The organism is Neolewinella litorea, from assembly GCF_004803465.1.
Taxonomy (GTDB): Bacteria; Bacteroidota; Bacteroidia; order Chitinophagales; family Saprospiraceae; genus Neolewinella; species Neolewinella litorea.
On record NZ_SRSF01000001.1, the window covers coordinates 136702 to 162344 of the forward strand.

Annotated in this window: 22 protein-coding genes; 14 read left to right on the forward strand and 8 right to left on the reverse strand. The window is 58.2% G+C overall.

The window, feature by feature from the left end; genetic code table 11:
• Window positions 1-93: 93 nt before the first annotated feature.
• On the reverse strand, window positions 94-1227 hold the full coding sequence (locus tag E4021_RS00600) for a hypothetical protein (protein WP_136455954.1): 1134 nt from the start codon (window positions 1225-1227) through the stop codon (window positions 94-96).
• Between the two features lie 210 nt (window positions 1228-1437).
• On the opposite strand from E4021_RS00600, the gene lepA reads away from it, so the two are divergent.
• From lepA to E4021_RS00625, 5 genes are all read left to right on the forward strand, one after another.
• Window positions 1438-3225, forward strand: a complete 1788-nt coding sequence (gene lepA / locus E4021_RS00605) for a translation elongation factor 4 (protein WP_136455955.1) — start codon at window positions 1438-1440, stop codon at window positions 3223-3225.
• Window positions 3226-3330: 105 nt separating this feature from the next.
• Window positions 3331-5868, forward strand: coding sequence for a transglycosylase domain-containing protein (locus E4021_RS00610; protein WP_136455956.1), 2538 nt, complete (start codon window positions 3331-3333; stop codon window positions 5866-5868).
• A 40-nt stretch (window positions 5869-5908) separates the two neighbouring features.
• A complete protein-coding gene (asnB, locus tag E4021_RS00615; protein ID WP_136455957.1) occupies window positions 5909-7714 on the forward strand; it encodes an asparagine synthase (glutamine-hydrolyzing) in 1806 nt (601 codons plus the stop codon).
• A gap of 11 nt (window positions 7715-7725) precedes the next feature.
• On the forward strand, window positions 7726-8901 hold the full coding sequence (locus E4021_RS00620) for a glycosyltransferase (protein WP_136455958.1): 1176 nt from the start codon (window positions 7726-7728) through the stop codon (window positions 8899-8901).
• Between the two features lie 88 nt (window positions 8902-8989).
• Window positions 8990-9895 (forward strand): glycosyltransferase family 2 protein, encoded by a 906-nt coding sequence (locus tag E4021_RS00625; protein ID WP_136455959.1) that lies wholly within the window; start codon window positions 8990-8992, stop codon window positions 9893-9895.
• A gap of 4 nt (window positions 9896-9899) precedes the next feature.
• Here E4021_RS00625 and purB read toward each other — a convergent pair whose 3' ends face one another.
• Together purB and E4021_RS00635 are read right to left on the reverse strand one after the other, a co-directional pair.
• Window positions 9900-11240 (reverse strand): adenylosuccinate lyase, encoded by a 1341-nt coding sequence (gene purB, locus E4021_RS00630; RefSeq protein WP_136455960.1) that lies wholly within the window; start codon window positions 11238-11240, stop codon window positions 9900-9902.
• Window positions 11241-11318: 78 nt separating this feature from the next.
• Window positions 11319-11693 (reverse strand): hypothetical protein, encoded by a 375-nt coding sequence (locus E4021_RS00635; RefSeq protein ID WP_136455961.1) that lies wholly within the window; start codon window positions 11691-11693, stop codon window positions 11319-11321.
• 174 nt (window positions 11694-11867) lie between these two features.
• On the opposite strand from E4021_RS00635, the gene E4021_RS00640 reads away from it, so the two are divergent.
• The 6 genes from E4021_RS00640 (at window position 11868) to E4021_RS00665 (ending at window position 17859) form a co-directional block, all read left to right on the forward strand.
• Complete coding sequence (locus tag E4021_RS00640; protein WP_136455962.1) at window positions 11868-12089, forward strand: CcmD family protein; 222 nt, start codon at window positions 11868-11870, stop codon at window positions 12087-12089.
• On the forward strand, window positions 12082-13500 hold the full coding sequence (locus E4021_RS00645) for a Glu/Leu/Phe/Val family dehydrogenase (RefSeq protein ID WP_136455963.1): 1419 nt from the start codon (window positions 12082-12084) through the stop codon (window positions 13498-13500). The genes E4021_RS00640 and E4021_RS00645 overlap by 8 nt, the downstream gene beginning before the upstream one ends.
• A gap of 107 nt (window positions 13501-13607) precedes the next feature.
• On the forward strand, window positions 13608-14090 hold the full coding sequence (locus E4021_RS00650; protein WP_136455964.1) for an Lrp/AsnC family transcriptional regulator: 483 nt from the start codon (window positions 13608-13610) through the stop codon (window positions 14088-14090).
• Window positions 14091-14131: 41 nt separating this feature from the next.
• On the forward strand, window positions 14132-15013 hold the full coding sequence (locus E4021_RS00655) for a carbon-nitrogen hydrolase (RefSeq protein WP_136455965.1): 882 nt from the start codon (window positions 14132-14134) through the stop codon (window positions 15011-15013).
• Window positions 15014-15089: 76 nt separating this feature from the next.
• Entirely contained in the window at window positions 15090-15731 is a 642-nt protein-coding gene (gene nth / locus E4021_RS00660) for an endonuclease III (protein WP_136455966.1), read from the forward strand.
• Between the two features lie 19 nt (window positions 15732-15750).
• Window positions 15751-17859, forward strand: coding sequence for an HD family phosphohydrolase (locus E4021_RS00665; protein ID WP_136455967.1), 2109 nt, complete (start codon window positions 15751-15753; stop codon window positions 17857-17859).
• A 1-nt stretch (window position 17860) separates the two neighbouring features.
• On the opposite strand, the gene E4021_RS00670 is transcribed toward E4021_RS00665, so the two are convergent.
• Window positions 17861-18529 carry an NAD-dependent epimerase/dehydratase family protein gene (locus E4021_RS00670; protein WP_168797403.1) on the reverse strand — a complete coding sequence of 223 codons (669 nt, stop codon included), beginning with the start codon at window positions 18527-18529 and terminating at the stop codon, window positions 17861-17863.
• Window positions 18530-18549: 20 nt separating this feature from the next.
• Window positions 18550-19884 (reverse strand): MFS transporter, encoded by a 1335-nt coding sequence (locus E4021_RS00675; RefSeq protein WP_136455969.1) that lies wholly within the window; start codon window positions 19882-19884, stop codon window positions 18550-18552.
• Window positions 19885-19971: 87 nt separating this feature from the next.
• On the opposite strand from E4021_RS00675, the gene glmM reads away from it, so the two are divergent.
• Together glmM and kdsA are read left to right on the forward strand one after the other, a co-directional pair.
• The gene (gene glmM / locus E4021_RS00680; RefSeq protein WP_136455970.1) at window positions 19972-21363 is read left to right on the forward strand and encodes a phosphoglucosamine mutase; all 1392 of its coding nucleotides are present in this window, start codon (window positions 19972-19974) and stop codon (window positions 21361-21363) included.
• 42 nt (window positions 21364-21405) lie between these two features.
• A complete protein-coding gene (kdsA, locus tag E4021_RS00685) occupies window positions 21406-22203 on the forward strand; it encodes a 3-deoxy-8-phosphooctulonate synthase (RefSeq protein WP_136455971.1) in 798 nt (265 codons plus the stop codon).
• Window positions 22204-22230: 27 nt separating this feature from the next.
• Here the strand turns inward: kdsA and E4021_RS00690 are convergent, their stop codons facing one another.
• From E4021_RS00690 to gldC, 3 genes are all read right to left on the reverse strand, one after another.
• Window positions 22231-22734, reverse strand: coding sequence for a hypothetical protein (locus E4021_RS00690; RefSeq protein ID WP_136455972.1), 504 nt, complete (start codon window positions 22732-22734; stop codon window positions 22231-22233).
• Between the two features lie 16 nt (window positions 22735-22750).
• Window positions 22751-24064 (reverse strand): xylose isomerase, encoded by a 1314-nt coding sequence (xylA, locus tag E4021_RS00695; protein WP_136455973.1) that lies wholly within the window; start codon window positions 24062-24064, stop codon window positions 22751-22753.
• An 89-nt stretch (window positions 24065-24153) separates the two neighbouring features.
• Window positions 24154-24516 (reverse strand): gliding motility protein GldC, encoded by a 363-nt coding sequence (gene gldC, locus E4021_RS00700; RefSeq protein WP_136455974.1) that lies wholly within the window; start codon window positions 24514-24516, stop codon window positions 24154-24156.
• Between the two features lie 131 nt (window positions 24517-24647).
• On the opposite strand from gldC, the gene rfaD reads away from it, so the two are divergent.
• On the forward strand, window positions 24648-25616 hold the full coding sequence (rfaD, locus tag E4021_RS00705) for an ADP-glyceromanno-heptose 6-epimerase (RefSeq protein WP_136455975.1): 969 nt from the start codon (window positions 24648-24650) through the stop codon (window positions 25614-25616).
• Window positions 25617-25643: the final 27 nt, after the last annotated feature.

Genomic DNA, 25643 nt, shown 5'->3' on the forward strand with positions numbered 1-25643 from the left:
AAACGCCACCCCCCGGTGCACTGTTTTACGGCACGCGGTATCGTGAGTAGGGTGGTGCAAGGTAGGTCATCTGACCTGCCGCGCAGCCCTCGCCTACAAAACCACCCGGTATCCCAGGGTGGTTACCAGCTGGTTGCCCGGGCGGCGTGAGATTTGGCCGGGCAGGTATTCGTAATGCACGCCAAGGAGGAAGTTGCCGCTGTGGAGGTTGGCTCCGCCATTCAGAAGAAAGTAGTTATTGGAGAAAAAGCTGCGAAAGCCGGATGAGATGGCATTGTAGTTACTTAACCCCGCAGTCAGTTGCAGCCCCAGTTTTTCGCCCCCGCTTACCGTATAGCCTAGCGAAAAATTGCCGCGGACCATGGATTGGGAGACGTCGGAAATCATTTCCCAGCGAAAGGAGTGGTACACGAAATCGAGTGATGCGAGCACCGCCAGGCGCCGGAACCGCTCGTTGAACCGCGCCATGGCCAGGTAACCCAAACCGGCGCTGAGCTGCCGGTCGCTGAAGTCGCCATCCCGGATGTCGATATTAAAGCCCCGTGCATAGTGTTCGATCCGGACACCACCGCGCAGCAGTGATCGATCCAGAATGACCTGCCGTCCCGCGTCGCAATCGCCGTACGCATCCAACACCCGCAAGATGTCGGAGTCGGCGAAGTTGGCCGTACGGGCCATGGCAAGCGCGCGCGGACAGTCGCGGGTAAGGAACTTCAGCAGGTTTCGGAAGCGAGCCGGATTGGCGTGCAACCGCTCATAGACCATGATGCTGCTGAGTTTTAGCACCAGTTCGACTTCCCCTTCCCGCAAAAGGTACAGGTAGGGTTCCCCGTCGGCGGCCTCGAGGTCGTATTCCGACGAGGAGAGGGCGACCTTTATCAGTTCCACGTCCCCGGAGGCCAGCACTTCTCCAAACCGCAACTGCTCCGTTGGAGGGTCGGTCGACCGGGGGTAGGGGAGCTCTACAGCGACCTGACGGTAGGTCCTGCCCGTTTTGCCGAATTGGAATTCTGCGACCATGGAGGGAGTAAGCGATCGCTCCCCGCCCTCCGGTACGGTAAAACTGATGGACTGGGCAAGTTCGGTGGCCCCCGTTTTGCGCAGGTCCACTTGCAGGGTGGTACCATCCGCTAACGTTAATTCATCCGCAAAACGCGAGTTGTCCTGCCCGCTCAGGGGTAATAACCAGATGCAGGCCAGGAGGCCGACCGCAGTACGAAGTTCCATGCGATTACGATTTACGGAAAGTGGAGCAGTGCCAAAATATAGTCATTGCCACGGGATTTTTTAGAAGGAATCGCCAGGGCTTTGCGCGTTTAACAGCAGTACACAGTAAACCGGATTGGCCCTGCCCCTACGGCGGGCGAAAAAACCATCGGCGGGCATGGGTGTTCCTTATCTTTGCGCGCTTTGATCAATCGTCAACCTACTACCGCCTTGAAGAACATCCGTAATTTCTGCGTCATCGCTCACATCGACCACGGCAAGTCGACCCTTTCCGACCGTCTGCTCGACTTCACGCAGTCCGTGGCGGAACGTGAAAAGATGGATCAGCAGCTCGACGATATGGATCTTGAGCGGGAGCGCGGGATCACGATCAAGAGCCACGCCATCCAGATGCACTACCCGCACACCGACGGGGAGATGTACATCTTCAACATGATCGATACTCCGGGTCACGTCGACTTCAGCTACGAGGTATCCCGTTCGATCGCCGCCTGCGAAGGTGCCCTCCTGCTGGTTGACGCGACCCAGGGCATTCAGGCCCAGACCATTTCCAATCTTTTCCTGGCTCTGGAGCACGATCTGGAGATCATTCCCGTGCTGAACAAGGTGGACATGGAAACGGCGATGATCGAGGAAATGGCCGACCAGATGATCGATCTGACGGGCTGCGAAAGAGAGGACATTATTCTGGCCTCCGGCAAGACGGGAATTGGCGTTCCCGAGATCATGAAGGCGGTGGTCGAGCGCATTCCCGCCCCCAAGGGAGACCCGGAGGGACCGCTGCAGGCCCTGATCTTCGACTCGGTGTTCAACCCTTTCCGTGGTGTCATCGCCTATGTGCGGGTGATGAACGGTGTACTTCGAAAAAACGACAACCTGCGCTTTATCGCCACCAAGTCCGTTTACGAAGCCAACGAGGTAGGGGCCATGGAGATCACCCCCAAACCCCAGCCCCAGATTGAATGCGGCAGTGTAGGATATATCGTGACCGGATTGAAGACGAGTTCGGAAATCAAGGTGGGCGATACCGTCACGCTTGATGACCGGCCCGGTGAGCGACTGGGCGGATTCGAGGAGGTCAAGCCCATGGTCTTTGCCGGTATCTTCCCCCTGGATAATGACGATTTCGAACCGCTGCGCGACAGTCTGGAAAAGCTTCAGCTCAACGACGCCAGTCTGGTTTTCGAACCCGAAACCTCCGCCGCCCTCGGCTACGGCTTCCGCTGCGGATTCCTGGGCATGCTCCACCTGGAAATCGTACAGGAGCGGTTGTTCCGCGAGTTCAACATGGACGTGATCACCACGGTGCCCAACGTTACCTACCGGGTGACGGACACCAAAGGCAACGTAACTGAGATCCGCAATCCGGCCGAACTTCCCGACGTGAACCACCGCTCGATGGTAGAAGAGCCCATGATCACCGCTCAGATCATCACCACTACGGAGTACATCGGGAGCATCATGACCCTCTGCATCGACAAGCGCGGCACCCTTACCAAGCAGACATACCTGAGTCCCGAGCGCGTGGAGCTGCACTTCATCCTTCCCCTGGCGGAGATCGTCTTCGACTTTTACGACCGCCTCAAGTCTATCTCCCGTGGGTACGCCAGTTTCGACTACCAGCCCAAGGGGTACCAGGAAACCGACCTGGTGCGGATGGACATTAAGCTCAACGGAGAGAACGTGGATGCCCTTTCGGCGCTCGTACACCGCACCAAGGCCGAATACATCGGTCGCGGAATGTGCAAGAAACTGCGGGAACTGCTACCACGTCAGCAATTCATGATCGCCATTCAGGCGGCCATCGGTGCCAAGGTCATTGCCCGTGAAACGCTCTCTGCGATGCGCAAGGACGTGACCGCCAAGTGTTACGGCGGCGACATTTCCCGTAAACGCAAGCTGCTGGAAAAGCAGAAGGCAGGTAAACGGAAAATGCGGCAGTTCGGCAAGGTGGAAGTGCCCCAGAAAGCTTTTCTGGACGTCCTGAAACTCGACTAAAGCCCGTGGCAATTAGTATTTTACAGTACGGAAGCGGGCGTGGTCCGCGTTCTAACCGTACTCCTGCGCTGCCAAACTGTAGCTACCCAACAACCCAAGACCGTAATGTCCAAGCTCAAATCCTTTCTTTTTGCCGGCACCGACGGCTGGAGTCGCTCGGCCCTCAAGCTATTCTGGTTGCTGGTATTCGCCTTGCCCATCGGGATAGTCCTGCTGTTCGTCGGTTTGAGCTTCACCGACCTCCCCTCGGTCACTGAACTGGAAAACCCGAAGAATAATGAAGCCAGTCCGGTTCTGGCGTCGGACGGAACGGTACTCGGCCGGTACTTCGTGGAGAACCGGGTCATGGTCGACTTCAAGGATCTCGGTCCCCACCTGGAAGCGGCGCTGGTAAGCACCGAAGACGAACGGTACTACAACCACAGCGGCATCGACTGGCAGAGTTTACCCCGCGTAGTCATCAAGACCGCCATTTTGGGACAGCAATCCTCCGGCGGCGGCTCTACCATCACCCAGCAGTTGGCCAAGCTGCTGTTCACCGAGCAGGTGAGCGCCAACATCGTGGAGCGCGGCTTCCAGAAACTTAAGGAATGGATCATCGCGGTGCGCCTCGAGCGGAAGTACACCAAGGAGGAAATCATCGCGATGTACCTGAACCGCTACGATTTCATCAACGGCGCCCAGGGTATCCGGGCCGCGGCGGAAAACTACTTCGACGGCAAGCGTCCCAATGAACTGACGGTGGAGGAGTCCGCCATGCTTATCGGTATGTTAAAAAACGCCTCCCTGTACAACCCCCTCCGGTTCCCCGAGCGCACGAAGGCCCGCCGCAATCAGGTGCTGGCTCAGATGGTGCGCAACAACCGCATCTCCCGCACGGAATTTGACTCTCTCTCAGCCCTTCCTCTCGGCATTAAGTTTACCCGACAACGGCACGACGACGGCCTGGCCCCCTACTTCCGCATGGTGCTCGCCGAAGAGGCGAAGCGTATTCTGTCCGAAGAGCCTTACCTGAAATCAAACGGACAGCCCTACGACATCTACCGTGACGGCCTGACCTTCTACACCACCATTGATCCGGCCATGCAACGGCACGCCGAGCGGGAAGCGCGGGTGCACATGCAACAACTCCAAAAGCAGTTCTTCCAGCACTGGAAGAATATGGACCCCTGGACGTACACCAATCCGTCTTCCGAGACCGAGGTGCGGGTCGATCGCCGGCAGGAAAGCCTGCAAAATGCCATCCGGTATTCCGACCGCTATCAGGTATACCGCAGCGAGATTCTGATCCCCGTGATCGAGCGCATCGGGGAGGAGGTCGACTTCCGCTTTTCCCGCAACGACCGCGAGATCGAACGCATGATGCAGGAACTGGAAGCACCCGGTGCTATTGACGAAGCCGTACGACTCAATCTGATTTCGAAGGACTTTGCCGCCCGCCACCGGGAAGTCATGAAGTTACCTGAATTCAAGGAGTTGAAAGCAGCGTGGGAAAAACTGCAGGAAACCGTCCGTAGCGAATTTGAAAAGGAGGTGAAGATGCGCGTTTTCACCTACGACAACGACCGCATGGAAACCGATACGCTGATGACCCCGCTGGACAGCGTCCGCTACCACAAGATGATCCTGCAGATCGGCAGTATGTCGGTAGAGCCCAGCACCGGATACGTCCGCACCTGGATCGGCGGCAGCAACTTCAAGTGGTTCCAGTACGATCATGTCACTACCAAGCGCCAGGTCGGATCGACCTTCAAGCCATTCATATATGCGGCCAGCATAGATCTGCGGGGCATAACTCCCTGTCTGCGGGTGCTCGACCAGCCGATCACCATCAGTCCCGGCGACGGCAATTTTCACCTCAACAAGCCCTGGACGCCCCGCAATTCAAACGGTGCCTACAGCTACTACGACTACACCCTCTACCAGGGACTAAAGAACTCGGTCAATACCATTTCCGCTTACCTCATGAAGGAATTGGCGAGCACGGAACCCGTGCGCAATATGGTGGCCAATATGGGCATTCCCAAAGAGGAGATTCCGGACGCGCCCTCCATTGCGCTGGGGTCGGTGGACCTCACCGTACAGCAACTCACCGGTGCCTACACCACTTTTGGCAACAACGGCGTCTTCATCCGGCCGGTATTTCTGACGCGCATCGAGGACCGCACGGGCCGCGTTATCTACGAATACCTTCCGGAAGAACAACCGGCCATCAGTCCGCAGGCCAACTACGTAATGGTCAATATGCTTTCCCGGGCCAGTGTCGGCAACCTCGCCGGCGTGGAAGGGCCGGTGGGCGGCAAAACCGGTACCACCAACGACCAGACCGACGGCTGGTACATGGGCATCACGCCCGAACTCATTGTTGGTACCTGGGTAGGCGGCGACGATCGTTGGATCCGCTTCCGCAGCCTGGGGCTCGGGGCCGGGTCCAATATGGCCAAACCCTTCTTCCGCCGCTTCGTGCGCGCCGCCCAGGAAGACGAGTCCATCGGTTGGGACACCACCAAAGACTGGATAAAACCCGAAGGCGAGCTGGGCATCGAAATGAATTGCGAAGCCTATAACGTCGGCAACGATGACCTATTCGAAGACGGCCAGCGTCTCTCCGACGATCCCTTCGGTAACAGCCCCGATTTTTAGGGCGTGGCCGCGGGTGCAATGAAAATGTAAGGAAGCAAATATGTGTGGTATCTACGGTCAGGTGGCGGACCTGCCCCGGGAGCGCCTCACAGCGAACGCAGACCGGGCTCTGGAGCTATTGGCGCACCGCGGCCCCGACGGCGATGGTAAGGAGGGCGGACGCGGCTGGATCTTCGGTCACCGCCGATTGGCCATCTTCGATACCTCTGACCTCGGGCGGCAGCCCATGGTTGGGTGGAACCGGACCCTCATCTTCAATGGCGCGATATATAACTTCCAGTCGCTACGTGACGAACTGGAGAAGTTGGGCTACCGGTTTCGGAGCCGCACCGATTCGGAGGTTATTCTGGCCGCGTATGACCGCTGGGGAACGGACTGTTTCGGGCGCTTTAATGGTATGTGGGCACTGGCCATTTACGACGACTTACGAAGGGAAGTGATCCTTAGCCGGGACCGGTTTGGCATCAAGCCACTTTATTTCTCGGAATCCAGGGGAGTGACCTTCGCATCCGAGCCACGCGCCGTAGTGGAAACCCTTACGGAGCGCCCCGCCCTGGAACGGCGCATAGGAGAGGAGTTTCTTTTCAAGGGTTGGCAGGACCATCGGCCGGAAACCATTTTTGGGGGAGTTCGCCAGTTTCCTCCTGGGCACTTCGCTATGGTACCGGTTGACGCTCCCGAGATGGTGCAAATCGAGGCTTTCTACGATTTGGCGGAGGCTACTGCAAGGGTCTCGGTACCTAATAGCTTACCGGAGGCCATCGATGAGGTTCGGCACCTTTTCGAGCGGAGTGTCCACTTGCAAACCCAGTCGGATGTAGGGCGCTGCATCACGCTTTCGGGCGGTATTGACAGCAGCAGCATAGCGGGAGTAATGAGTACACAGCGTGATGCGCGCCCGGCCACTTTTTCCGCCCTCTTTCCCGGGACCCCGTTTGATGAAACACCATACGTCGAGTCGGTTAACCGGCTGCATGGTTTACCGGGAAACAGCTTTAAACCTCTCTACCACGATTTTATCGCTGATTTTGAGCGTTGTCAGTGGCATCAGGGCCAACCGCTTGCTTCGATGGCCGTGGCCATTCATTACAGCTTAATGCGGCGCATCCACGAAAGCGGCGAGAAAGTAATCTTGAACGGTCAGGGCGCGGACGAGATCGGTGCGGGTTACGACAAATTCTACCTGCCACTTTTGCGGGAACATTGGGTCCACCGACCTTGGCGAATCGGCCAAACCCTATGGGGTTACGGTCGGCACCACCGGCTAAATCACCGTGGGGCAGTGTTCAGATTATGGACCACTGTGGCCGGCACCGGCGCGCGCCGCCCAAATTATGCCGGAACGTATTTCGATCGGCTGGAACTGCCGCGCTTTGATAGGAGCGCGGATGCGGACGTCCGGACCACCTCGGTTAATCTGCTGCGGGAAGTGGGCCTTCCGGTTTTGCTCCGGCACGAAGACCGGAATACTATGGCGTTCGGATTGGAGAGCCGTGTGGCCTTTCTGGACCACCGCCTGGTGGAGTATCTCCTGGCCCTGCCCGCGGACTGGAAAATACAGGCCGGCGTTCGCAAATACGTACTGCGGGAGGCGTGCCGAAATGTGTTACCGGCCAAAGTGTATAACCGGCACGACAAGCTGGGCTTCGCCACTCCCGAACAATCGTGGATGGAAGGGGACGTGCAACCCTATCTGCGGGCGGCGGACGACGCGTACCGCCAGGAATATCTTTCGGAGGCAGGGCGGGACCGTTGCCACCTGATCATGAAACAGCGCCGCCGGGGGGAATACAAATTCGTATTTCGGTGCTGGTCGTGGATGCAGTTTGTGGCGGGGCAACGGTAAATTGGGCGTTCATGCGGATTCTATTCATTGCTTCCTGGTGGCCCAGCCGTGTTTACCCTACCCACGGCAACTTCGTGCAAAAGCACGCCCGGCTGGTCGGAGCCACGCACCAACTTACGGTGATGGCGGTACAGGAAGATCCGCAACTGGGACCGGGCAAATTGGAGTTGGTCGAGAAGCACCACGACCGTTACCGCGAAGTCATCGTGTATTACGGCCGTTCGTCCGGATGGTTGAAATGGATGCACCTTCCCAGTCGCGTGATGGCTTATTATCGTGCCTGGCGTGCCGCTACGGCGGACGGTGATGGGCCGGAATTGCTGCACGGACACATTCTCATTGACGGGGGCATTATTGCCGCAATCCTGGGCCGGTGCATGAGGCGGCCCGTGGTTATTATGGAGCATTCCACCCGATACAATGAGCCGGAGTCGCTCGGCTTACTGCGATCGCAACTCGGAAAATGGGCCTGCGGGCAGGCGGAGTTCGTACTTCCCGTATCCGATCGACTGGGAAGCGCCATGCGGGAAACCCATGATCTGAACGGAAAGTATCGGACAGTGAGTAATGTAGTCGATACAGCGCTCTTTTACCCTCCGCAAGAAACTGGAACACCCGGTGGTCCGGTATCCTTGCTGCACGTATCCAATTTTGATCCCCGCTTCAAGAATGTACGGGGAATACTTCGGGTATACGCCAAACTCCAGCGCAGCCACCCGGGGCGGTTTCATTTGCACGTGGCGGGTGACGGTGACTTCGACCTGGTAGGGTGTTGGATGAATGAGGTGGGGCTACGTGAAGGGGATGTAGGATTGAGTGGTCCACATTCCGAAGCCGAAATCGCTGGGCTCATGCAAACCGCTGACGTGTTCATACTTTTCAGCTCAAATGAGAACCAACCCGTTGTACTGCTGGAAGCGCAGTGCGTCGGGCTCCCCTGCGTTGCTACACCGGTAGGGGGTATTCAAGATATTGTGGTGCCCGGGCTGACCGGTGACCTTGTGGCACCTGACGATGAAGATGCATTAGAGACAAGCCTGCTTGCAATATTGCAAGGGGTCAACCCGCTTTCACGGGCAGCGATCAGTGAGAGAGGCCGAAACCTTTACGGTGAATCTGCCGTAGGCAAGCGATTAAACCAGATATATGAAGAAGCCAGTTCAAATTATTATAAATCAAAGTCTTGATTGAATCTAGTTATTCTAATATACCCGCAATTTTAAGGATGCATTTGGTTGCCTTATTTGTTTTTCGCCAGACCTTTCTTCCCAATCAATGCCAAAATTCTCCATCATTATTCCAACCCATAATCGGCCAAACCTGCTGGCTCGGGCGATTGGAAGTGTGCTGAACCAGAAGTGTCCGGATTGGGAAATAATTGTGGTGGACGATGGCTCCGTCCCTTCCGCGGAGACGGAGCGTCCGGAGCTTTTCGCCGATGAACGAATAAGCTACTACTGGCAGGAGGCGTCCGGGCCGGGTGCCGCGCGCAAGCGCGGACTAAATATTTCAACCGCACCCTGGCTGTGCTTTTTGGACGATGATGATTATTACCTGCCTGACCACCTGTCCGTTCTGGAGGCGGCGGTAGAATCGCTGACTGATTGGCGGGTGCTGGTAGCCACCGGAATGATTACCCAAAAGCCGGATGGCAATATGGTGCGGGACCCAACATTCGCTACCACCGACCGGCCCCTTCCGGAATACTGGAGACGACCGGTTAGTTTGTTGCCGTTTGCTATTTCAAGACAACTTATTGTTCGGGTACCTGTGCCGATGATTCCTTCCCCAATAGAGGATTTTGAGTGGCTCTGTTTGCTGTTAAGCAGCAGTTCCTTGCTTCAACTGCCGGCCTACACCGTTGTGTACGTAGAGCATGAAGTTAATCGCACGAATACACTGATAGATCCGAACAACCTTGACCAACGGCTGGCAGTTATTTCTCGTCTAATAAACCATACTGTTATCAGACAACAAGTACCCCTGTTCTCAATTAACAAAATGCAGACTCATCAGTGCTGGCACCACGCTCGGCAATGCCTAAAGGCTCAAGAATTCAAATCGGCCGGTGATGCTTTCCTTCGGGGATTTAAAACGTTTACCATCTACAACCTGGCAGAACTGGCATATACAGTGCTGTGCGGATTACGCGCGTTAAAAATCCGAAGGAGCCCTAGGTAATAGTTCAAAACCGCCCCACATAATTCTCCGGCCGAACGGCCAGCAGTTCAGACTTCACTTCATCGCTCACGTCGAGTTGTTGGATAAACGCGTGAATGGCCGCCTCCCCGATATTGGTTTGGCCGCGGGTAAGCTCCTTGAGGGCTTCGTAGGGTTGCGGATACCCCTCGCGGCGCAGGATGTTCTGGATTGCCTCGGCGGTCACCATCCAGTTGGCCTCCAGGTCGGCAGCTATCTTTTCAGTATTAAGCAAGAGTTTGCCCAGGCCCTTCTCTATGGCCTTCAGGGCAATCAGGACGTGTGCGAAAGGCACGCCGATATTGCGCAGCACGGTAGAGTCGGTCAGGTCGCGCTGCAGTCGGCTGATCGGCAGTTTGTCGGCCAGGTGGGTCAGAAGGGCGCGGGCGATCCCAAGGTTGCCTTCCGCGTTCTCAAAGTCGATCGGATTGACCTTGTGTGGCATGGCGGAACTGCCGATCTCCCCCTTGACGGTCCGCTGGCGGAAGTATTCCATGCTGATATAGGTCCAGATGTCTCGGCAGAGATCAATCAGAATGGTACAGAGCCGCGACAGGGCATGAAAGCCGGCGCCCAGGTTATCGTAATGCTCGATTTGCGTGGTGGGGTAGCTGCGCTCCAGTCCGAGGTCATTGCGGACAAATTTATCGGCGAAGTCGTGCCAGTCGTATTCGGGATAGCTGACGTAATGGGCGTTCATATTGCCAGTGGCACCACCGAACTTGGCTGACATTGGTACCGACTTCCACTGGCGAAGCTGCTCGGTGAGGCGGCTGGTCCAGACGGCAAATTCCTTACCAAGCAGGGTAGGGGACGCGGGCTGACCGTGGGTCTTCGCCAGCATGGGAATATCCTGCCATTCCTTTACCAGCCCCTCCAGCTGGTGGATCAATTGCGAAAATGCGGGAAACATCACTTCTTCCTGGGCATCGCGCAGGCTCAGGGGTATGGCGGTATTGTTGATGTCCTGACTGGTCAAGCCGAAGTGCGTAAACTCCAGTATGTCATTCAGTCCCTTTTCTTCGAGTTTCTTCTTTACGAAGTATTCCACCGCCTTGACGTCGTGATTGGTTACGCGCTCCGTGTCCTTGATGGTTTGAGCATCGGCGTGATCGAAGGTGTAGACGATCTCCTCTAGGTCCTTTACCGCTTGACTGGTGACGGACTGGAGTTGGGGCAGGCCCAGTCGATAGAGCGCCTGCAGGTACCGTACTTCTACGGTCACCCGGTAGCGGATCAGGCCGTATTCACTGAAGTAGGGGGCCAGGACCTCGGTCTTGTCGGCGTAGCGGCCGTCGATGGGGCTGATGGCGGAAAGTGCATACATAGCTTGGAAACTTGAGCTGCAAAGGTAACCAAGCCCCGGCGGGAATAAATGGGAGAGAGCGGTTAAGGATACCTCGGGTCACACGAAGAACTCGTCGTCCAGTTCGGTGGGACGACTTTTGTCCCGGCTCAAGTGGTAGGGTTTGGCGTCCATGTGGGGTTGCAAGCTGGGGTCGACCCGGGTCAAGGGGGTACGGCAGCTCGCCAACAGGCAGCGGTCGTTGCGGAAGACGTCCACGGTGCACCCACCGTACCAGCTCATGCCGATCTCGACTCGGTACCGGTCTACGCCACCGCCGTCGGCGGCGTCTACCGTGAAGTAGTGGGTGCGGCCGAAGAGACTACAGCCGGAACTGGCCAGGCTACCGTTGAAAAACACTTTTTCCTCACCGGACCACAGGCTGTTGTGCACTTCCAGAAGGTCGGATTCGATGGGCAAAGAAAGAATACGCATGGTGCTGAAGCTTGATTTGACACCCAAACTCGGACTGACGGCTTGCCGGGGCAATAACGGTAGACGAACGACCCGGATAATCGGACCATGGGATCCAAAACTTAACCTTCCCGCACCCTAGCAAGGAGAGCGGCGCTAATGCTTACCTTCGCCGGAGCTTAACCAGCCGATGCTATGCCACGCACCATTGCCCTTCTCGTCTTACTTTGCACCTGCGTCCCCGCCCTTGCCCAGGAGGCCGCAGTAGAGCCGCCCGCCGACTTTATGCGGAGTATCGGCAAGATCTACGTTGTGGTGGCCGTCATTGTAGTCGTTTTTCTCGGACTTGCCTTCTACCTGTGGAGGCTGGACCGCCGCCTAACCATTATAGAAAATCAAATTGAAGATCATGCCTGACAATTCTTTTTTGGAAAGCGTGGGTCAATATTTTGACGCCGCAGCTCCCCACACCGGTTTGCCGGATGGCTTACTGAAGCAGATCAAGGTCTGCAACTCCGTTTACCAGATCTACTTCCCCGTCAAAATTGATGGGGAGGTCCGCGTCATTGAAGCCTACCGGGCGCAGCACAGCCACCACCGCAGCCCGACCAAAGGGGGTATCCGGTACTCCAACCACGTTAACCAGGAAGAAGTGGTGGCCCTGGCCACCCTCATGTCGTACAAGTGTGCCATCGTCGACGTGCCCTTCGGCGGGGCCAAGGGCGGCGTGCGGATCAACCCCTGGGAGTACACCGAGGCGGATCTGGAAAAGATCACCCGACGGTACACCACGGAACTCATCCGCCGCAAATTTATCGGCCCGGCCATCGACGTGCCGGCTCCCGATTACGGAACCGGACCCCGGGAAATGGCCTGGATCTACGATACCTACCGCAGCTTCCACCCCGGCGACATCAACGCGGCAGGCTGCGTGACCGGCAAACCCGTGAGCCAGAACGGCGTCCGAGGACGTACAGAAGCCACGGGCCGCGGGGTCTTCTACGGCATTCGCGAGGCCTGCAACGAGCCCGAACTGATGAAAGAGCTCGGACTTACCGTCGGCATCGAAGGCAAGACGATGGTCGTGCAGGGACTGGGTAACGTAGGTTCCCACACCGCCACGATCAGCCAGGATGAAGGCGGCGTGAAGATTATCGGCGTTTCGGAAGTAGAGGGGGCCATCTACAATCCGGATGGCGTGGACATCCACGACGTGATGCGCCACCGCGCCGAGCACGGCACCATCCTGACCTACCCGGGAGCGCAGGCCTTTGGAAAGGACGAGCGACGCGCCGTGATGGAGTTCGAGTGTGACATCCTCGTACCTGCTGCCCTCGAGAACCAGATCGACGAACACAACGCCGGAGCCGTAAAGGCCAAGATCGTAGCGGAGGCCGCCAACGGTCCCGTAACGGCAGCCGGTTCGGCCATCCTCGCCGAGCGGGGCATCATTGTTCTGCCCGACATCTACCTCAACGCCGGTGGCGTGACGGTCAGCTACTTCGAGTGGTTGAAGAACCTCAGTCACATGCGCTTCGGCCGCCTGCAGAAACGCTTCGACGAGCAGAACTACCGCCGGATCGTGGAGCAGATTGAGTCTACCTCCGGACGCGAAATCAGTGAGCGCGACCGCCGGATGATCATCCACGGTGCCGACGAGATCGACCTGGTGCGCTCCGGACTGGAGGAAACCATGATCACGGGCTTTCAGGGCATCTACAGTCTGTACCGGGAAAAACCCGAAATCAAAGACCTGCGCACGGCTGCTTTCGCCCTGGCAATCAGCAAAATATCCAACGACTATATCAGCTTGGGTATTTGGCCGTAAGCCGGATTTTAGCGAATAATATACTTTTCTAATCAGGATTGGGAAATAATTGTTGGTGCGGCTATCTTTGCCGCACCAACTTATTACACCCCTTATCCTAATCCTATATGTCCGACAAACTCGACAAGATCGACCTGAGCATCCTCAAAATTCTGCAGGATAACAGCAAGATCACCAATCTCGATCTTTCCAAACGCATCGGACTCAGTCCCGCCCCGACCCTCGAGCGGGTAAAAAAGCTCGAACAGAACGAAGTAATCCAGAGCTATCACGCCAAGGTTAGCCCGGAAGCCATCGGCCTGATGGTCAAAACCTTCGTGCTCGTATCGCTGGACTGGCGTAAAAATCAGGCCCGGGAAAATTTCCTCGAGCAGGTGCAGATCATCGACGAGATCACCGAATGTTACATCATTACCGGTGAAGCCGACTTCCTGCTGAAGATCGTCTGCAAGGACATCCCCACCTACGAGCGGCTGCTTTTCAAGACCCTGCAGCAGATCGACGAGATCGAGCGCCTCAAAACGCTCATGACATTGTCCACCGTTAAGGACGTCAAACGGCTTCCCTTCGACTACGACGGCGAGGCTTAGCAGAGGCGCGATATATTTGCGCCCCCTAATGCCATTTGACCATGAAGCTCCCCATCGGAATCGTCCAGCAGGCCAATACCGGCGATCGTACCAACAACATCGAAAAGAGTGCGGCGGGTATACGCAGGTGCAAGGAAATGGGGGCCGAATTGGTTGTCCTCCAGGAATTGCACACCGGGCTCTATTTCTGTCAGATTGAATCCACCGAGGTCTTCGACCAGGCCGAACCCATCCCCGGGCCAAGTACCGAATACTTCGGTGCCCTGGCCCGGGAATTGGACTTGGTGCTCGTCCTGAGCCTGTTTGAAAGTCGGGCCCCGGGCATCTGTCACAACACGGCCGTGGTCATCGAGCGCGATGGCACCATTGCCGGCCGGTACCGGAAGATGCACATCCCGGACGATCCGGCGTACTACGAGAAATTCTACTTTACTCCGGGCGACCTGGGTTTCCAGCCCGTCCGCACAAGCGTCGGTAAGCTCGGCGTGCTGGTGTGCTGGGACCAGTGGTACCCGGAGGCCGCCCGCCTGATGGCCCTGGCCGGTGCCGAGGTGCTGATTTACCCCACGGCCATCGGGTACGAGTCAACCGACCCCGAGGCGGAACAGGAACGTCAGCGGGATGCCTGGATTATCTCCCAGCGCGGTCACGCCGTCTACAACGGTCTGCCGGTAGTGGCCGTCAACCGTACCGGTTACGAGCCCGATCCGAGCGGAACGACCGGTGGAATCCGATTTTGGGGCAGCAGTTTCGTGGCCGGGCCACAGGGGGAATACCTCTATCAGGCGCCCCGCGACGAAGAGGATGTGCGGGTGGTGACGGTCGACAAACAGCGTACGGCCGATGTGCGACGGATCTGGCCCTTCTTCCGCGACCGCCGCATCGACGCCTACGGTGACCTGACGCGGCGGTACATCGATTAACGCAGTCCCACCGGGAAAGCGCATTTTTTACGGCTTGCCCGCTCGCGTCTTACTTTTGCCGCTCAAACCCCGATTGTTGAAGAAAGCAGAAAAGGCAGTGGCGATCCAGGAGACCCTGGAGCGTCTGTACCCCGAGGTTCCCATCCCCCTGGATCACACCGACCCGTATACCTTACTGGTGGCCGTTCTGCTCTCGGCCCAGTGTACCGATAAGCGCGTCAATGAGGTAACCCCACATCTGTGGGCGTTAACCGACCGGCCGGAAGTAATGAAGGATCTGCCGGTGGAAGAGATCCGAGCGATTATCCGCCCTTGCGGACTATCACCCGCCAAAAGTAAAGCCATTAAGGAACTGAGTCGGATCATTGCCGAGGAACACGGTGGGGTAGTGCCCTCCACGTTCGCCGAGTTGGAGGCCTTGCCCGGCGTGGGCCACAAAACCGCTAGTGTAGTGATGAGCCAGGCCTTCGGAGTCCCCGCCTTTCCCGTCGATACCCATATCCACCGCCTGGCGTACCGGTGGGCGCTGAGTACCGGAAAGAACGTGGCGCGCACCGAAGCCGACCTGAAGCGGTTGTTCCCCCGGGAAAGCTGGAACCGCCTTCATCTCCAGATGATCTTCTTTGGCCGGGAACACTGTCCGGCCCGCGGCCACCGGATGCTTGAGTGTCCGATCTGTTCCCGATACGGCCGGCGATCACTTCTGAAGCGGGAATAACAACTAACTTGGCGAAGGAATGGACGGACTTACTAACAGTTCCCAATGGGCCCGTAGACTGCCGCGCATCCTGCTGGGCGTGCTGGCCGTGGTGTTGATCAGCCTGTTGTATCCGAACAACCTGACCTTCCCGTACCAGTTCGAGCTCAACCAGACCTGGCAGTATGCTGATCTGACCGCGCCTTACTCCATACCCATCCTGAAGCGTGAGGAGCGACTGGCCGCCGACAGACAAGCTGTCCTCAAGAACCTGACGCCGGTCTACCAACGCGATCCCCAAATCGCCCGGCGCGCACGGGCGGAATACATCGAGGAATTTCGCATTGCCCTCGATTCGGCCCGGGCCCGCAACAACTACCCCGGTCTGCTGCGACAACCCGAGGCCCACCGACTATACGGACTGGAGCTGCTCGACCGCATCTACCAGCGCGGGATCGTGAACCTGCGCACGGAAGACGAAGCCCGCTCCGGCATGGCGTCCGTCATTCAAATTGTCGACGGCAGTGAGGTCAATACCCGCACCATCGGTCAGGTCTTCACCACCCCCGGACGCGCGCGACAGTGGCTTACGGACAGCATCCTCTACACCCGCCTGGCCGCGCCGGACTTTCTGCTGCCGCTGCTCGAGAACCGCCTACGCTACAACGTTTTCTACAACGACAGCCTCACCAACCGACTGCGCGAACAAACCCTGGAGGCGGTAAGCCCCTTTGACGGCCTGGTGGAGCAGGGAGATATCCTCGTCCGCCAGGGGGAGGTCATCTCCGATAACGTCTACCAGAAACTGGTCAGCTACCGCCGGCTTTACAACAGCAACCTGCAGGGCTCAACGACCTTCCTGTCGGTGTACACCGGATTTACGCTTATCGTCGGACTGGTCATCCTGCTGCTCTACCTGTACCTGCGCACGTTCTTCCCCTTCGTGTACGTCCGCATCAAGAACCTGGTGTTTATCCTGATGTGGCCCCTGCTATACGCCATCATGGTTCGCTCGATCGAACTGGCCCCCGGGTGGAGCGCCTACGTGGTGCCGTTCTGTATCGTACCGATCGTGATGCGGATCTTCTTCTCGGAGCGATTGGCATTTTTCGTCCACGTGGCGGTGGTACTGATCGCGAGCTTCCTGACTTCCCTGGGTTACCCCTTTACCTTCCTGAGCATCATGGCGGGTGTGGTGGTCATCTTCATGGACATCGACACCCGCGACTGGAGCCGGTTCTTCAGCAGCCTGCTACTGTTGTTCGCTTTTTACTTATTTGGCTACGTCGGCATTCAATTGGTGCAGGGGTCGGGGTGGTCGGGGATCAACTACGTGGACCTGCTCTGGCTGGGCTTGAACGTGTTCCTCGTTTTGCTGGCCTATCCCCTCATTCCCATGCTGGAACGCTTCTTCGGGCTGATCTCACCGATCACGCTCATGGAGCTAAACGACATGAACCGGCCGTTGCTCGAAAAGCTGGCCCGTCAGGCCGCTGGAACCTGGCAGCACAGCCTCAACGTGGCCAATCTGGCCGAGCGGGTGGCGAGTGAGATCGGTATTGATTCCCTTTTGGTACGTACGGCTGCCCTGTACCACGATATCGGCAAGCTCAAAAACCCGGAGTACTTCATAGAGAACCAGACTGGTCCGAACCCTCACGACCGTATTACCGACCTGGAAAGTGCCAAGATTATCATCGACCACGTCAACGAAGGAGTGCGGCTGGCGCGGGTCGCCGGGCTGCCGGAAACGATCATCGATTTTATTCGGACCCACCACGGTACTACCCGCACGGAGTACTTCTACCGCAACCACATCAAGAATCACCCGGAACGGGAAGCCGACGAGCCCTACTTCCGCTACGACGGCCCATTGCCCACCACCAAGGAGCAGACGGTGCTGATGCTGGCCGACAGCGTCGAGGCCGCCTCAAAATCACTGAAGCAACCCACCCAGGAAGAATTGTACGAACTGATCGACAACATCATCCGGGGCAAACTTACCAACGGACAACTCGTGCAGAGCCGGCTCAGCTTTCACGAGCTGGAATCCCTGCGCAGAATTTTCCGGTCGGTACTCAAGAGCTCCCACCAGTTGCGGATTGCCTATCCTGCAGAAGCCAGGGCGGAAGAAGCGGAAGAGGAATAGGCTAAGCCTTAATCAGTTCGGCGGCACCGTGAAAGTGGACCCCGGGTGAAATGGCCTGGGCCGCTTCGATCATCTTGCGCGCGAGCATATCCGCTTCCGTGGGATTGTAGTCGCCGAGGAGGGTAGGTGAGATCTGCCGGACGAGCGTGGATAATCCCGCGGCGACTTTCTCGCCAATGCGGAGTTCATCCCGGTTCCCGAGCAGTACACCGGGTCGGAAGAGGTGGACAGACCAGAAATCCAGTCGCGTAATGGCTTCCTCCATTTCCCCTTTCACGCGGCTGTAGAGAAAGCGGCTTTCGGAATTCGCACCGGCAGAGCTCACCACCAGGCACTGGTTCGCCCCCTGCGTGTGCGCGAGGGAGGCTACCTGAATGACGTAATCGTAATCGACTCGCCGGAAGGCTTCGGGACTGCCTGCCTTTTTGATCGTGGTGCCGAGGGCGATATAGACGTCGTGGCAACGAAAGACGGAAGCGTCGCGCCCCAGGCGCTCGAAATTCACAACTGGATTATCGAGCTTTTCATGGCGCACGTTCAGCGGCCGCCGGGTCGGCGCCACTACACGGCGGTAGGCCGAATGGGCCAGGAGCCGCTCCAGCAAGTTGCCGCCCACCAGTCCGGTAGCCCCGATGAGGAGCGCCGTCTTTCTGCTGGCAATGATTTCCATCCCTTCTTCCATCCTTCCCACTAACCCGGCAACGAGGACGAGGTTTGCACGCGGCCGGCCTTCGGCAGATGGAAACGGGAGAGCAGTATCATCCCCGCGAGGAAGAACAGGGCAAGGATCAGGATGCTGAGCCGCATACTACCGGTGAGGGCATCCAGGAATCCGAAAAGAAAGGTGCCCATTACAATCGCCACCTTTTCCAGTACGTCGTAGAAACTGAACCAGCTGGTAGTATCCGTACGGCGCACCCCGTTGTCGATTTCCGGCGGGATCACCTTGGCGTAGGTTGAACGACTCAGCGACTGGATGCCTCCCATTACCAGCCCCACCGCCCCGGCGATGAGGTAGAATTGAAACTTTCCGGTCACGAAGTAGGCCAGGAGGCAAATCAGGATCCAGATGACGAGCTCCACGTAAAGGGCAAACTTGTTGCCGCGCCACTCGCTGATGCGTGCGGCGAGGTAAGCGCCCCCTACGGCTACGACCTGCAGGATGATGACCACCACGATGAGTTCCTCGGTAGCAAAGTTGAGCTCCTTCTTAGCGAATATGCTCGCCAGAAAAATGATCGTTTGCACACCGGCGGAATAGCAGAAAAAAGCCGCGAGAAAACGCTTAGCCTGCGGATAGCTTTCCAGTTGCTTCCACACTTTACGCAGTTCTTCCCATCCCCGGGCGGCCATATCCGACATGCCCGTTCCCTTGATTGGTACATCGTCCGGTAGCCGGGCGAGCGAAATAGCCGCGAAACCCAGCCACCATATTCCGACCGTAAGAAATGCCATACGCACCGCAAGTGTCCCATCCTCGGGCAATCCGAACCAGGCAGGTTGGGTGACCATGACGAGGTTAACGATGAGCAGGATTACGCTGCCGATGTACCCCATGGCGAAACCCCGGGCACTCAGCCGGTCGAAGCGATCCTCGGTGGCGATGACGGGTAGGAAACTGTTGTAAAACACCAGTCCGCCGGCAAAACCAATCAGACCCACGATGAAGCCCAGGCTGCCAATCCACATGGTATCCATTCCCGTGAAGAAGAACAGGCTCAAACAGCCCGCGCCGCCCATGATGGTGAAAGCACGCAGGAAGCCTTTACGCCGACCACCGGCGTCCGCAATGCCGCTCAAAAAGGGCGACAGGCAGGCGATGACCAGGTAACTGAAGGTGATGAGGTAGGCAAACCACGAGCTGTTGGTAAAATCCATGCCCAGTACCCGAAATTCCTCGTCGATCATCTCCTCGAAATAGGGCGGGAAGATGGCAGTGGTGATGACCAGGGCGAAGGCGGAATTGGCCCAGTCGAAGAGCGCCCAGCCTCGTAGCGTCTTCGGGTCATTAAGGGGATGCGACATAGGGTAAAGGTAGACGCTTCGCTGCGGATGTTGTAAACTTGCGCCGCCCCTTTCACCCGTCCCGGCGGCGACTCACTCTTACTACCTATGCCCCTTATCAAAAGCATTTCCGGTTTTCGCGGTACCATCGGCGGCCGACCCGGCGAAAACCTTACCCCCGAAGACATCGTCAGCAGCGTGGCCGGTTACGGCGACTGGCTTATTCGCAGCGGGGCTAAACCCCTGGTGGTGATCGGCCGCGATGGGCGTCCCTCCGGACCGGTAGTATCGGCCCTGACCGCAGCCACTCTCCAGTCGATGGGCATCGACGTGATCGATTGCGGCCTGGCTACCACGCCGACCGTCGAGATGGCCGTAATATCGCGCGGCGCCGGGGGCGGGATCATTCTCTCGGCCAGCCACAATCCAAAGGAATACAATGCCCTCAAGCTGCTCAACGACCGGGGCGAATTCATCAGCCACGAGGCCGGACAGGACCTGATCGCCACCGTGCGCTCGGGCAACATCACCTACGCGGATGTGGATGACTTGGGAAGCCTGGAAAACGACGAGTCCGCCCTGCAGGACCACATCGATGCCGTACTGTCCCATCCCCTGGTGAACGTTGAGGCTATTCGGTCCGCCGGCTTCCGCGTAATCCTGGACGCCGTGAATAGCGTAGGCGCCATTTCAATTCCGCCGCTCTGTACGCAGCTCGGGGTTAGCTGCGAAGTTATGAACGGCACCCTCGACGGACAATTTGCCCACAATCCCGAGCCATTGCCGGCCAACCTGAAGGACCTGATCCACCGCATGGAAACTACCGATGCCGATCTTGGAATTGCGGTTGATCCGGACGTCGACCGCCTCGCCCTGGTAGGCCCGGGCGGCCGCTGGATCGGGGAAGAATACACCCTAGTTGCGGTGGCCGATTACGTGCTGCGCCACGAGCCCGGACCGGTAGTCAGTAACCTCAGCAGCAGCCGCGCCCTGGCGAACCTCGCCGAAACCTTTGGTCAACCCTATCATGCCTCCGCCGTGGGCGAGGTGAATGTCGTGGCGAAAATGAAGGAGGTGCGTGCCACCATCGGCGGGGAAGGCAACGGCGGAATTATCGATCCGCGGCTCCATTACGGTCGTGACAGCCTGATCGGTCTGGCCCTCGTGCTGAGCCACCTGGCCACCAGTGGGAAGACCATCAATGAACTGCGCGACGGCTACCAGCACTACGAGATGGTGAAGGACAAGATCCAGCTGGATCCGGCGCTCGACCTCGAGGATGCCCTCTCGGTCATGGAAGGCCTGTACCCCGAAACGCCGCTTTCTAACATCGACGGACTGAAACTGGACTTTCCGGACGGGTGGGTCCATTTGCGTGGTTCCAATACCGAACCCATCGTGCGCGTGTACGCCGAAGCCTCCAGCCAACAACGGGCCCAAGAACTCGCGCAGCAGGTAAAGGCCAAGTTTGTCGAACTTACCCAGGGCAGCGGGGAGTAATTGTCCTTGACGCCCCTCTGATCATCCCGCAACTTGCGCCCCATGCAACTTCCCGATCCCTCTTCCGATAACTTTTTCCTCATCGCCGGCCCCTGCGCCATCGAAGGGGAGGAGATGGCCATGCGCATCGCCGAACGACTGGTAGCGGTGACCGAGAAACTGCAAATCCCCCTGATATTCAAGGGAAGCTATCGCAAGGCCAACCGGAGCCGGATCGACAGCTTTTCGGGCATCGGAGATGAGAAAGCGCTATCGATCCTGCGCAAGGTGGGGGAGCACTTCGACCTGCCGACGACCACCGACATTCACGCCGACGAGGAAGCGGCCATGGCCGCCGAATACGTAGATGTGCTTCAGATCCCCGCGTTCCTCTGCCGGCAAACTTCGCTACTGGCCGCCGCCGCGGATACCGGCAAGGTGGTTAACATCAAAAAGGGACAGTTCCTGAGCCCTTCGTCCATGGAGCACGCCCGGCAGAAGGTCCTCGATAGTGGCAACGATCAAGTCTGGCTGACCGAGCGGGGCGTCACCTTTGGCTATACCGACCTGGTGGTGGACTTCCGCGGCATTCCCACTATGCAGGCCCTGGGCAGTCCGGTTATCCTCGACTGCACCCACAGTCTCCAGCAACCCAACCAGAGCAGCGGCGTCACCGGCGGCCGTCCCGCTATGATCGAAACCATCGCCCGGGCGGGGGTGGCCGTGGGGGTAGATGGTCTTTTCATGGAGACCCACTACAACCCCTCGGAAGCCAAAAGCGACGCGGCCAATATGCTCCCGCTCGACCAACTGGAAGGCCTGCTGACCAAACTCGTCCGCATCCGGAAAGCTATCCGGTAGCAAGGGGCATATATCGGCCGAAAACCACTAGCCCGGCCCCTGGGGCAAGGTCACGGTACCCGCGTCCGCGCCCATCCAGTCTTTGACGACTTGCTCCAGCAGCGTGGGCTGCTGCGTGCCGATCAACAACCGGCTGCCATCCCGCAGGTGAAGCTGCAAGCCCTGGTTTCCCATGGTATTGAAAGCCGTACCGTTGGCCCCGAAGCGCCAGCCCCAGCCACCGAATTCCAGCAGCGGATCGTAGGTGCGCACGTATGCACTTACCACCTCGGCGCGGGAATAGCGCCTACGGAGGAAGGGCGAAAAGCCTGCCTCAATGGTTTGATCGGTTATGCGCGTCCGCAGGGTGACCGACGCTGTGGCAATCACCACCAGCATGATGCCCGTGGGTGCCAGATAGCCCGACCACCCCGCGCCGATCGACCACAGGCGGTAGTAGGTGTACAGTGACAGGGCGAACAGGAAAATGTTAAGCACGGATACCCACCAGGCGTTGAATTTTTGCCGCTCGGCGAATAGTACCGTCTCCATATTTTGGTGTTTCCGCCTACAGGTACTGGGCGATGATGTTCTCGTAGCGTTCCTGCCGCCCGCTGGTCATGGGGGGCTCTCCGGCGGCCAGTCCGATCTGGGCCAGTTGTTCCAGCGAGAGTTGGCCGTCTTCGTATTTCTTGCCGTCGCCGGTGTCGAAGGAGGCGTAGCGATCCCGGCGCATGTCCTTGAACTTGGATTTGGTCAGCACGCGATCGGCCGCCAACAGTGCGCGGGCGAATACGTCCATGCCGCCGACGTGGGCGTGAAAGATGTCTTCCAGGTCGGTGGAGTTCCGTCGGGTCTTGGCGTCGAAGTTGACCCCGCCCCCCTGAAGGCCGCCGGCCTGGAGGATGATGATCATGGCTTCGGTGAGCTCCTGCACGCTGTTCGGGAACTGGTCGGTGTCCCAACCGTTCTGGTAGTCGCCGCGGTTGGCGTCGATGCTGCCCAGTAGTCCCTGGCTGGCCGCCACCGCGAGCTCGTGCTCGAAGGTGTGCTGGGCGAGGGTAGCGTGGTTGACCTCGATGTTGAGCTTGAAGTCGTCCATCAGGTCGTACTGCCGCAGGAAGCCGGCCACCGTTGCGCTGTCAAAATCATACTGGTGCTTGCTGGGCTCGAATGGCTTGGGTTCGATGAAGAAGGTGCCGGTGAAGCCTTGCGCGCGCGCGTAATCGCGGGCCATGGTCAGGAAGCGGGCCAGGTGCTCGGTTTCCCGCTTTAGGTCCGTGTTCAACAGGCTCATATAACCCTCGCGGCCACCCCAGAAGACGTAGTTCTCGCCGTTGAGTTTGATTGTCGCATCGATGGCGCCCTTGAGTTGGGCCCCGGCGTGCGCCACTACCCGGAAATCAGGATTCGTGCTGGCGCCGTTCATGTAGCGGGGGTGGCTGAAGAGGTTGGCGGTTCCCCACAGGACCTTCTTGCCCGTAGCCTCCATCTTTTCCTGGATGTAGTCGGTCACCTGATCCAGGCGCTTGCGGTAGGTCTTCAGGTCGGCCCCTGCTTCCTCCAGCAGGTCGATGTCGTGGAAGCAGAAGTAGTCGAGTCCCAGCTTGTCCAGGATCTCAAATCCGGCGTCGGCGGTGTTCTTCGCCTCCTGCACGGGGTCGGCATCGCCCAGCCAGGGATACTGAGCGGTGCCCGGGCCGAAGGGGTCGGCACCTGTATTGCGCAGGGTGTGCCACCAGGCCATGGCGAATTTGAAGTGTTCGGCCATCGTCTTGCCCGCCACTACCTGGTCTTTGCGGTAGTATTTGAAGGCCAGCGGGTTGTCGCTTTCGGGTCCTTCATACGGGATGGTGGGGATGTTATCGAAGTAGGTCGCCATGGGAGGTCATATTTATTACGGGTGGAAGGTAATGCGTCCGGCGAAACTACAACACGTCACGCAATCGATTTCGTGGCCCGGGGCCTTTATTACGATTCTTCTTTTGGGATGGCTCCGGTGGCTTGTCCGAAATAGAAGACGAACTGCTGCATCTGGTTGGCCAGTTCCTTGTTCTGGGTGGCGCGGAAGTAGGTGTCGGCCAGTCCGCGCAGCGTCTGGTAGAACATCCGATCCATTTCAACCACCTGCATTTCCTGTGTCCAGAGGTCGATCTTCAGGGTTTCCTTGGTCCGTTCATCGAAGAGGGAGAGAAGCATTGCCTTACAGGCCTGGGGCTGATTGCCGGCAGGGTTATCGCTGGCGGCCCAGGTCATTTCCACCGGCATGTTTTTCTCGTCGAGTCCTACGTCAACGGTGATTCGGCTTTTCTTTTTTACCGCGTGCTTGGCCATCGTATATCGTTTGCGCGCAAGGTACCCCATGCTATCCACTTGCCGCGGCCGCGGGTGCCGGGGGTACGCCGGACTGCCGGGCTGGGTGGCTCGCCGCTAATGATGTAAATTAACCGCGCTAACTCCTCACTATGTATATCGTTACCGGCGCGAACGGATTTATTGGAAGCGTTTTAGTCGGATACCTCAATAGCCTTGGCATCAGGGATTTACTGTTGGTGGACGACTTCGTCCACTACCACGATAAGACTCCCAACCTCGATGGCAAGGAGTATCTCGTCAAGATCGAGCGCGACACCCTGTTCGCCATCTGGGACCAGGAGCAGTGGCCCCTCGAGGGTGTTTTTCACCTGGGTGCCCGTACGGATACCACCGAAACGGACACCGCCCTTTTCGACCGGCTGAACCGCAATTACTCGCGGGAGGTATGGCGGCGGTGCGCCGACCTGCGCATCCCCCTCGTTTACGCCAGTAGCGCGGCCACTTACGGGTCTGGCGAAGAGGGCTTCAGCGACGGCACCCCGCCGGACGCGTTGCAGCCGCTCAACGAGTATGGCCGCAGTAAGAATGATTTCGACAGTTGGGCACTACGGCAGTCCCACGCGCCGCCCCATTGGTACGGACTCAAATTTTTCAACGTCTACGGTCCGAACGAATACCACAAGGGGCGGATGGCAAGCGTGGTCTGGCACACCTTCCGCCAGGTGCGCGCCACGGAGCGCATGAAACTCTTCCGCAGTCACCGTAAGGACATTCCCGACGGCGAGCAGCAGCGCGACTTCATCTACGTACTCGACCTCTGCCGTGTGTGCCACTGGCTGATGACCGAACTGCCCGAAGAAAATGGCCTATTCAATCTCGGTACCGGCCAGGCCAGGACGTTCCTCGACCTCGCACGCGCCACCTTTACTGCCATGGACCGCCCGGCCGATGTCCAGTTTATCGACACCCCGGCTGACCTGCGACCCAATTACCAATACTTTACGCAAGCCGACATGGGCAAACTGCGCCGTGCCGGATATTCTACCGCCTTCACCACCCTGGAAGAGGGGGTCGCCGACTACGTGCGGCAGTACCTCCTCCCCGCCAAATATTACTGAATCAAACCTTTACGCACCCTCAGCTCC

Bases quoted from the DNA above. Each gene is read 5' to 3' on its own strand.
- E4021_RS00665 (WP_136455967.1), top strand. From the start codon at position 15,751: ATGGACGGACTTACTAACAGTTCCCAATGGGCCCGTAGACTGCCGCGC.
- E4021_RS00650 (WP_136455964.1), top strand. From the start codon at position 13,608: ATGTCCGACAAACTCGACAAGATCGACCTGAGCATCCTCAAAATTCTG.
- asnB (WP_136455957.1), top strand. From the start codon at position 5,909: ATGTGTGGTATCTACGGTCAGGTGGCGGACCTGCCCCGGGAGCGCCTC.
- E4021_RS00600 (WP_136455954.1), bottom strand. From the start codon at position 1,227: ATGGAACTTCGTACTGCGGTCGGCCTCCTGGCCTGCATCTGGTTATTA.
- E4021_RS00690 (WP_136455972.1), bottom strand. From the start codon at position 22,734: ATGGAGACGGTACTATTCGCCGAGCGGCAAAAATTCAACGCCTGGTGG.
- purB (WP_136455960.1), bottom strand. From the start codon at position 11,240: ATGTATGCACTTTCCGCCATCAGCCCCATCGACGGCCGCTACGCCGAC.
- glmM (WP_136455970.1), top strand. From the start codon at position 19,972: ATGCCCCTTATCAAAAGCATTTCCGGTTTTCGCGGTACCATCGGCGGC.
- E4021_RS00645 (WP_136455963.1), top strand. From the start codon at position 12,082: ATGCCTGACAATTCTTTTTTGGAAAGCGTGGGTCAATATTTTGACGCC.
- E4021_RS00655 (WP_136455965.1), top strand. From the start codon at position 14,132: ATGAAGCTCCCCATCGGAATCGTCCAGCAGGCCAATACCGGCGATCGT.
- E4021_RS00620 (WP_136455958.1), top strand. From the start codon at position 7,726: ATGCGGATTCTATTCATTGCTTCCTGGTGGCCCAGCCGTGTTTACCCT.
- E4021_RS00625 (WP_136455959.1), top strand. From the start codon at position 8,990: ATGCCAAAATTCTCCATCATTATTCCAACCCATAATCGGCCAAACCTG.
- E4021_RS00675 (WP_136455969.1), bottom strand. From the start codon at position 19,884: ATGTCGCATCCCCTTAATGACCCGAAGACGCTACGAGGCTGGGCGCTC.
- E4021_RS00635 (WP_136455961.1), bottom strand. From the start codon at position 11,693: ATGCGTATTCTTTCTTTGCCCATCGAATCCGACCTTCTGGAAGTGCAC.
- E4021_RS00610 (WP_136455956.1), top strand. From the start codon at position 3,331: ATGTCCAAGCTCAAATCCTTTCTTTTTGCCGGCACCGACGGCTGGAGT.
- xylA (WP_136455973.1), bottom strand. From the start codon at position 24,064: ATGGCGACCTACTTCGATAACATCCCCACCATCCCGTATGAAGGACCC.
- E4021_RS00640 (WP_136455962.1), top strand. From the start codon at position 11,868: ATGCCACGCACCATTGCCCTTCTCGTCTTACTTTGCACCTGCGTCCCC.
- kdsA (WP_136455971.1), top strand. From the start codon at position 21,406: ATGCAACTTCCCGATCCCTCTTCCGATAACTTTTTCCTCATCGCCGGC.
- rfaD (WP_136455975.1), top strand. From the start codon at position 24,648: ATGTATATCGTTACCGGCGCGAACGGATTTATTGGAAGCGTTTTAGTC.
- gldC (WP_136455974.1), bottom strand. From the start codon at position 24,516: ATGGCCAAGCACGCGGTAAAAAAGAAAAGCCGAATCACCGTTGACGTA.
- E4021_RS00670 (WP_168797403.1), bottom strand. From the start codon at position 18,529: ATGGAAATCATTGCCAGCAGAAAGACGGCGCTCCTCATCGGGGCTACC.